Consider the following 8,040-nt stretch of genomic DNA (forward strand, 5'->3'; position numbering starts at 1 on the left):
GTTAGAGAGAGATGGCTCGTTACACCGGTGCTGACTGCCGCCGTTGCCGGCGGGAGAAGATGAAGCTGTTCCTCAAGGGCAGCAAGTGCGATGGTCCGAAGTGCCCGTTCGAGTCCCGGCCGTTCCCGCCCGGGCAGCACGGCCGCGGCCGCACGAAGGAGACGGAGTACCTGCTCCAGCTCCGTGAAAAGCAGAAGGCCCGTCGTGTCTACGGCGTGCTGGAGAAGCAGTTCCGCGGCTACTACGAAGAGGCCGTGAGCAAGGAAGCCAAGACCGGTGAGGTCCTGCTGCAGATCCTCGAGTCGCGGCTGGACAACGTGGTCTACCGGGCCGGCTACGCCAAGTCCCGGGACATGGCCCGTCAGCTGGTCAAGCACGGTCACTTCACGGTGAACGGCAAGAAGGTCGACATCCCGTCGTACCGCGTCAAGGAGCACGACATCGTCGAGGTGCGTGCGAAGAGCAAGGAGCTCACCCCGTTCCTCGTGGCGCAGGGTGAGGCCGGCTCGCGGACCGTTCCGGCGTGGCTGGAGGCGATCCCGAGCCAGATGAAGATCCTCGTGCACTCGCTCCCGGCCCGCCAGGTGATCGACACCCAGGTCCAGGAGCAGCTGATCGTCGAGCTCTACTCCAAGTAAGGGCTCGTTGCGGTGGCCCGTCCTCCGGGGCGGGCCACCGGAACAGTTGTGTCGTGGGCGTCAAATAGCGGGCGCCCCGGAAGAGAAGAGAAAAGATGCTCATCAGCCAGCGACCGTCTCTCTCCGAAGAGTCGATCAACGAGACCCGTTCCCGGTTCACCATCGAGCCGCTGGAGCCCGGCTTCGGTTACACCCTGGGCAACTCGCTGCGGCGTACGCTGCTGTCGTCCATCCCGGGTGCGGCTGTCACCTCGATCAAGATCGACGGTGTGCTGCACGAGTTCACCACGATCCCCGGGGTCAAGGAGGACGTGGTCGAGCTCGTCATGAACATCAAGGAGCTGTGCGTCAGCTCCGAGCACGACGAGCCGGTCAGCATGTACCTGCGCAAGCAGGGCCCGGGCGACGTGACCGCCGGTGACATCCAGCCCCCGGCCGGTGTCTCGGTGCACAACCCGGACCTGAAGCTCGCCACCCTCAACGGCAAGGGCCGGCTCGACATGGAGCTGACCGTCGAGCGGGGGCGCGGCTACGTCACGGCGGCGCAGAACAAGCAGGCGGGTGCCGAGATCGGCCGGATCCCGGTCGACTCGATCTACTCGCCGGTGCTCAAGGTGACGTACCGGGTCGAGGCGACCCGTGTCGAGCAGCGGACCGACTTCGACCGGCTGATCATCGACGTCGAGACCAAGCCGTCGATGGGCCCGCGTACCGCGCTGGCCTCGGCCGGCTCGACGCTGGTGGAGCTGTTCGGGCTCGCCCGCGAGCTGGACGAGACGGCCGAGGGCATCGACATCGGGCCGTCCCCGCAGGACGCCCAGCTGGCTGCGGACCTGGCCCTGCCGATCGAGGAGCTGGACCTGACCGTCCGCTCCTACAACTGCCTCAAGCGCGAGGGCATCAACTCCGTTGGTGAGCTCATCGGGCGTACCGAGGCCGACCTCCTCGACATCCGCAACTTCGGTCAGAAGTCGATCGACGAGGTCAAGATGAAGCTCGCCGGGATGGGCCTGGGGCTGAAGGACTCGGCTCCGAACTTCGACCCGGCGCACGTCGTGGACGCCTTCGGCGAGGCGGACTACGACACCGACGACTACCGCGAGACCGAGCAGCTCTAGTCCGCGCTGCCGCCACACCTGAGGAGCACCAAGCATGCCCACGCCCACCAAGGGCCCCCGCCTCGGCGGCAGCCCCGCGCACGAGCGGCTGATGCTGGCCAACCTGGCCACCGCGCTGTTCCAGCACGGCAAGATCCAGACCACCGAGACGAAGGCCCGGCGGCTGCGTCCGCTGGCCGAGCAGCTCATCACCAAGGCCAAGCGCGGCGACCTCGCCTCGCGCCGCCGGGTGCTGGGCGTCGTCAAGGACAAGGACGTGGTCTACGCCCTGTTCGACCAGATCGCGCCCCGGTACGCCAATCGCAACGGTGGCTACACCCGGATCGTGAAGACCGGTCCGCGCAAGGGTGACGCCGCTCCGATGGCGATCATCGAGCTGGTGGAGGAGCTTCAGGTCGCCGAGCCGAAGGCGAACAAGAAGACCGCCGCCCGCAAGGCCGCGCAGCAGGACAAGGTCGAGGCCCTGGCCCCGGCCGAGGAGACCCCGCGCTCCAGCGCCGGCGACCAGGACGCCGAGGCGCCGGTCTCGGCGTCCGGTGACACCGCCGCCGCCCGCGAGGACAGCGACGAGGCCACCGAGAACGACAAGGCCTGAGATCAGGCTCGACCGGGCCCGGCATCCCCTCGGGGGTGCCGGGCCCGTCGCCGTCGACAGGAGGTACGAGGTGGACGAGCGGATCCGGCTGCGGCTGGACGTCTCGTACGACGGCACGGACTTCTCCGGCTGGGCGCCCCAGCCGACCCGGCGCACAGTGGCCGGCGTGCTCATGCAGACGCTGGACCTGGTGCTCGGCGTGGGCACGGCGACCGGGCTGACAGTGGCCGGGCGCACCGACGCCGGGGTGCACGCCACCGGGCAGGTCTGCCATCTCGACCTGCCGACTCCCGTGTGGCGCGAGCACGAGGGGCGCCTGCTTCGCCGGCTGGCCCGGCTGCTGCCGCCGGACGTCCGGGTACGCGCGATGACCGAGGTGCCGGCCGACTTCGACGCCCGGTTCTCGGCCACGTTCCGGCGCTACGAGTACCGGGTCACCGACGCCCCGTGGGGGGCCGAGCCGCTGCGCCGCGGCGACACCCTCGCCTGGCCGAAGCCCCTGGACCTGGCGGCGCTGAACGCCTCCGCCGCCGGGCTGGTGGGCGAGCACGACTTCGCCGCGTACTGCCGTCGCAAGGAGAACGCGACCACACTGCGCGAGGTGACCCGGCTGGACTGGCGGCGTGACCCGGACGGCATCCTGGTCGCCACCGTGCAGGCCGACGCGTTCTGCCAGAACATGGTGCGCAGCCTGGTCGGGGCGATGCTGGTGGCCGGCGACGGGCGGCGGCCGGTTCAGTGGCCCGCCGGTCTGCTGACCCGCCGCGAACGCTCCAGCGAGGTGACTGTGGCGCCCGCGCACGGTCTCGCCCTGGTCGCTGTGGGCTACCCGGCCGACCCGGCCGAGTACGCCCGCCGCGCCGAGGAGACCCGCCGGTTGCGGGTGCCGGTGGCCGAGGGCTGAGCGCGGCTCAGTCGGTGCCCCGCTGACCGGCGCTGTCGTCGGCCGCGTCCGCGTCGGGCTGCCCGGCCGTTCCGGCTGCCGCGCGGCGATCCAGCACACCCCGGTTCAGGTGCAGCTCGACCAGGTCGTACATGATCTCGCGGGCGGTCGCGTCGTCACTCGGGATGCGCTCGCCGTCGGCGCGGGTGACCAGGCAGTAGGCGACGTAGTGTCCGCGTACCTGCCAGGCGACCCGGGCCGCGGCCTTCTCCACCGCCTCGGTGCCGTCGCCCGCCGCCATGCCACGGAACCGTCCCTGGCGTGCGTCGAGCAGCGGCCGGATGCGGTCGCGTACCCGCTGGGCGGTGGCCACGTCGGTGAGGTTGAACAGACCGGCGGTGATCAGGTGGTCGCCGTCGGGGGAGCGGAGCGTGCCCCGCACGACCTGGTTGCAGCCGAGCCGGACCAGCAGGTCGGCGATCTCGCCGGTGGCCGCGACCTGACACTTCGTGCTGGCCTGGGTCTTCAGCACCCGGTAGGCCGGCTTCTCGTCGGCGACCACCAGGTCCTTGACCGGGAAGACCTCCTTGGCGGTGAGCGACGCCTGGTCGGTGTCCCGGGAGTCCAGGTCGGTGCCGCCGGACGGCGTGCTCGACTCGGTCGGCTGCGGGGTGGGCTGGGCGGCGGGCGGCTCGGCGGTGCGCTCGTCCAGCAGCGCGGCGACGGCGAGCCCGGTGAGCGAGAGCAGCAGCAGCACGGCGGCGCCCCCGACGAGCGTCTGCCAGAACCGGCCGCCGCCACGGCGCTCGGCGCGCCGGGTCCGGGGCGGCTCGATGGCGGCGGCGCGGGCGGTCGGGCCGACCGGGATCGGCACTGTCTGCCGGTTCGCCGCGGCCGGTACGGGCGCCGGCATCGGCGGTGCGGGCTGCGGCACCGGGGAGGGCTCCCGTGGTGGCGCGGGCCGTCCGGGTGTGGGTGCCGGGGCGGGTGGCGCCGGCATCGGGGCACGGTCGTCGGCCGCCTGCTCGTCGGGGCTGCCCTGCTCGGCCGCGCCGGCCGGCGGCAGCGCGGGTTGCGCGGTGGGGCGCGGCGGCGGGGGCAGCGACGGCGTGGGGAAGCGGGAGCGTGACGGACCCGCGGGCGGGGGCGGCACGGCTGATGGCCCGTTCGGGGCCGACCCGGGCTTCGGGTACTCCAGGAAGGCGTCCTCATCGGACTCGTACCGGTACACCATGTGGCATAGAGTAGGACTGATTGTCCCTTTCAGGGGTAATATCGGAAAATTCTGGTGGAGTGGCGTCGAACCCTACCTGTGACACCGTCGCCGGAACCGCTGCGGCCCGGTGCGAGAATGCCCGCGTGACCGGCGACCACTACTTCACCGCTGAGCCCTCGACCCCGGCCCGCCCGCGCGAGGTCGAGTTCACAGTCGCCGGGCGCGACTACACACTCGGCTCGGCCGGCGGCGTCTTCTCCGCCGACCGGCTCGACCCGGGCACCGCCGTGCTGCTGCGCAAGGCCGACCTGCCGGCCGCCGACGTCACCGGCGCGTTGCTCGACATCGGCTGCGGCTTCGGCCCGATCACCTGCGTCCTCGCCACTGTCGCGCCGAAGGCCACCGTCTGGGCCGTGGACGTCAACGAACGGGCCCGCGCCCTCACCACCGCCAACGCGGCAAGGGTCGGCGCCGCCGACCGGGTACGCGCCGTCGCGCCGGACGACCTGCCGGACGACGTCACGTTCACCCAGATCTGGTCCAACCCGCCGATCCACATCGGCAAGCCGGAACTGCACGGCCTGCTGCGGCGCTGGCTGCCCCGGCTCGCCCCGGACGGCGTGGCCTGGCTCGTCGTCGCCCGTCACCTCGGCGGCGACTCGCTGCACCGCTGGCTGGTCGAGCAGGGCTGGTCGGTCGAACGGCACGCCAGCCAGAAGGGCTACCGGGTGCTACGGGTCACCCGGTAATCCGGTGTCGCCCACCGGTCCGGCTCGGGCAGGATGCCCGCGTGGGATACGTGGACGTGGCAGGGGCCGGGCACATCCTCCCGGACGGGCGTGAGCTGTTCAGCGACGTGTCGTTCCGGGTCGGTGAGGGCGCCAAGGTGGCACTCGTGGGCCCCAACGGCGCCGGCAAGACCACCCTGCTGCGGATGGTCGCCGGTGACCTGCCGGTGAAGACCGGCGCGATCGCCCGCTCCGGCGGGCTGGGCGTGATGCGCCAGTTCATCGGCATGATCGGGGACGAGTCCATGCTCGCCGACCTGGCGCTCTCCCTCGCCCCGCCGGCGCTGCGCGACGCCGGGCGGCGGCTCGCCGGGACCGAGGCGGCCATGCGGGCGGCCGAGGTTCGCGGCAAGTACAGCTCCGCCGCCGCCAAGACCCAGCTCGCGTACGCCGAGGCGCTCGCCGCCTGGGGTGAGACCGGCGGGTACGACGCGGAGGTCCTCTTCGACACCGTCGCCACCATCGTGCTCGACCTGCCGTGGGACAGCGCCCGGGAACGGCCCGTCCGCACGCTCTCCGGCGGCCAGCAGAAGCGCTTCGCGCTGGAGTTGCTGCTGCGCGGCCCCGACGAGGTGCTGCTGCTCGACGAGCCGGACAACTTCCTCGACGTACCCGGCAAACGCTGGCTGGAGGCGCGGCTGCGCGAGTCGGCCAAGTCCGTGCTCTACGTCTCGCACGACCGGGAACTGCTGGCGCAGACCGCCGACCGGGTCGTCGCGGTGGAGGGCGGCAGCGCCTGGGTGCACCCGGGCGGCTTCGCGAGCTGGCACTCCGCGCGGGTGGCCCGGCACGCCCGCCTCGACGAGCTGCGCAAACGCTGGGACGAGGAACACCAGAAGCTGCGCGAGCTGATGCTGATGTACAAGCAGAAGGCCGCGTACAACGACGGGATGGCGTCGCGCTACCAGGCCGCGCAGACCCGGTTGCGCAAGTTCGAGGAGGCCGGGCCGCCGCCCGTACCCCCGAAGGACCAGGACATCCGGATGCGCCTGACCGGCGGGCGGACCGGCAAGCGCGCGGTGATCGCCGAGCAGCTGGAGTTGGACGGCCTGACATACCCGTTCGACCTGGAACTCTGGTACGGCGACCGGGTGGCGGTGCTCGGTGCGAACGGCACCGGCAAGTCGCACTTCCTGCGGCTGCTGGCGCGCGGCGGCACCGACCCGGAGCCGGGCAACACGCCTGTCGACGGCGCGGGCGCGCTCGCGCCGGTCGCGCACGGCGGCGTGGTCCGGCTCGGCGCGCGGGTCCGGCCCGGGCACTTCTCGCAGACCCACGACCGGCCGGAGCTGATGGGCAAGACCCTCGTCGAGGTGCTGTGGCGCGGCGACGACCACCGGGCCGGCATGGACCGGCACGCCGCGATGGCGGCGCTGTCCCGGTACGAGCTGGCCGGTCAGGGCGACCAGCGGTTCGGCACGCTCTCCGGCGGGCAGCAGGCCCGCTTCCTGGTGCTGCTGCTGGAACTGTCCGGGGCGACGCTGCTGCTGCTCGACGAGCCGACGGACAACCTCGACCTGGCCTCGGCCGAGGCGTTGGAGGCCGGGCTGACCGCGTTCGAGGGAACGGTCGTCGCTGTCACCCACGACAGGTGGTTCACCCGTACCTTCGACCGGTTCGTGCTGTTCCGTGGCGACGGCGACGTGGTGGAGACACCGGAGCCGGTCTGGGACGTGGGCTGAGCTGCTACCCGAGGGTGGGCCCCGGGGAGCGGGCATAGGGTGGATCTCGTGAGTGAGATGACCTTCCGCCGGCTGGGCGACTCCGGGCTCGTGGTGTCCGTTGTCGGTATCGGCTGCAACAACTTCGGCCGCAAGCTCGACCTCGACGGCACCCGGGCGGTGGTGGACGCCGCGCTCGACGCCGGGATCAACTTCTTCGACACCGCCGACATCTACGGTGAGCCGCAGGGTGCCTCCGAGGAACTGCTCGGTCAGGCGCTCAAGGGCCGCCGCGACGACGTGGTGGTGGCCACCAAGTTCGGCATGGACATGAACGGCGCGAACGGGCCGGACCACGGCGCCCGGGGCGCTCGCCGCTACATCGCCCGCGCCGTCGAGGCGTCGCTGCGCCGGCTCGGCACCGACCACATCGACCTGTACCAGATGCACGAGCCCGACCCGGGCACCCCGATCGACGAGACGCTGGCCGCGCTGAACGACCTGGTGACCGCCGGCAAGGTGCGCTACCTGGGCAACTCCAACTTCGCCGGGTGGCAGATCGCCGACGCCGACTGGACCGCGTCGTCGCAGGGCCGTACCCGGTTCATCTCCGCGCAGAACCACTACTCGCTGCTGGAACGCGGCGTCGAGGACGAGGTCATCCCGGCCTGCGAGCGGTTCGGCCTGGGCATGCTGCCGTTCTTCCCGCTCGCAAACGGGCTGCTCACCGGCAAGTACAAGCGGGGCGAGGCGCCCCCGGCCGGCAGCCGGCTGGCCGGTGGCGGCCGGTACGCCGAACGGCTGGCCGCCGCGCGCTGGGACGTCATCGAGGCGATCGAGGCGTACGCGGCCGAGCGCGGCATCAGCATGCTCCAGGTGGCCATCGGCGGCCTGGCCGCCCGTCCCGCCGTGACCTCCGTGATCGCCGGCGCGACGACCCCAGAGCAGGTGAAGGCAAACGCCGAGGCGGGAACCTGGCAGCCCTCAGACGAGGACCTGGAGGCCCTGGACGCCATCCTCTGACGCCCGCTCCACCGTCCGCGCGTCGATCTGTGAGTGGGGGTTGTCAAGTGGTTCGGTGGTGGTTGGTGATGGTGCGGTAGAGCTGTCGGGCGATGTAGCGCTTGAGGCAGCGGGTGAT

Annotated in this window: 8 protein-coding genes; 7 read left to right on the forward strand and 1 reads right to left on the reverse strand. The window is 71.8% G+C overall.

Translation table 11 applies throughout. The features are described from left to right. The first annotated feature begins 11 nt into the window (after positions 1-11). The 4 genes from rpsD to truA all read left to right on the forward strand — a co-directional run bounded on the left by rpsD (position 12) and on the right by truA (position 3,255). Positions 12-638: a 30S ribosomal protein S4 gene (gene rpsD / locus AB0D28_RS08420; protein ID WP_073828936.1), complete on the forward strand. Its 627-nt coding sequence runs from the start codon at positions 12-14 to the stop codon at positions 636-638. Between the two features lie 95 nt (positions 639-733). Continuing rightward, positions 734-1,756, forward strand: coding sequence for a DNA-directed RNA polymerase subunit alpha (locus AB0D28_RS08425; RefSeq protein ID WP_007073009.1), 1,023 nt, complete (start codon positions 734-736; stop codon positions 1,754-1,756). A gap of 34 nt (positions 1,757-1,790) precedes the next feature. Beyond that, positions 1,791-2,351: a 50S ribosomal protein L17 gene (gene rplQ, locus AB0D28_RS08430; protein WP_013288611.1), complete on the forward strand. Its 561-nt coding sequence runs from the start codon at positions 1,791-1,793 to the stop codon at positions 2,349-2,351. A 70-nt stretch (positions 2,352-2,421) separates the two neighbouring features. Continuing rightward, positions 2,422-3,255: a tRNA pseudouridine(38-40) synthase TruA gene (truA, locus tag AB0D28_RS08435; protein WP_357383556.1), complete on the forward strand. Its 834-nt coding sequence runs from the start codon at positions 2,422-2,424 to the stop codon at positions 3,253-3,255. A 7-nt stretch (positions 3,256-3,262) separates the two neighbouring features. Here the strand turns inward: truA and AB0D28_RS08440 are convergent, their stop codons facing one another. Beyond that, positions 3,263-4,468 (reverse strand): hypothetical protein, encoded by a 1,206-nt coding sequence (locus tag AB0D28_RS08440; protein WP_357383558.1) that lies wholly within the window; start codon positions 4,466-4,468, stop codon positions 3,263-3,265. Between the two features lie 125 nt (positions 4,469-4,593). Here AB0D28_RS08440 and AB0D28_RS08445 point away from each other — a divergent pair, with 125 nt between their 5' ends. The 3 genes from AB0D28_RS08445 to AB0D28_RS08455 are packed head-to-tail and all read left to right on the forward strand — an operon-like array spanning position 4,594 to position 7,922. Continuing rightward, on the forward strand, positions 4,594-5,199 hold the full coding sequence (locus AB0D28_RS08445) for a methyltransferase (protein WP_357383560.1): 606 nt from the start codon (positions 4,594-4,596) through the stop codon (positions 5,197-5,199). Positions 5,200-5,240: 41 nt separating this feature from the next. Beyond that, positions 5,241-6,920: an ATP-binding cassette domain-containing protein gene (locus AB0D28_RS08450; protein WP_357383562.1), complete on the forward strand. Its 1,680-nt coding sequence runs from the start codon at positions 5,241-5,243 to the stop codon at positions 6,918-6,920. Positions 6,921-6,959: 39 nt separating this feature from the next. Further along, positions 6,960-7,922 (forward strand): aldo/keto reductase, encoded by a 963-nt coding sequence (locus tag AB0D28_RS08455; RefSeq protein ID WP_357383564.1) that lies wholly within the window; start codon positions 6,960-6,962, stop codon positions 7,920-7,922. Positions 7,923-8,040 lie beyond the last annotated feature (118 nt).

It is taken from the genome of Micromonospora sp. NPDC048169, assembly GCF_040652815.1.
Lineage (GTDB): Bacteria > Actinomycetota > Actinomycetes > Mycobacteriales > Micromonosporaceae > Micromonospora.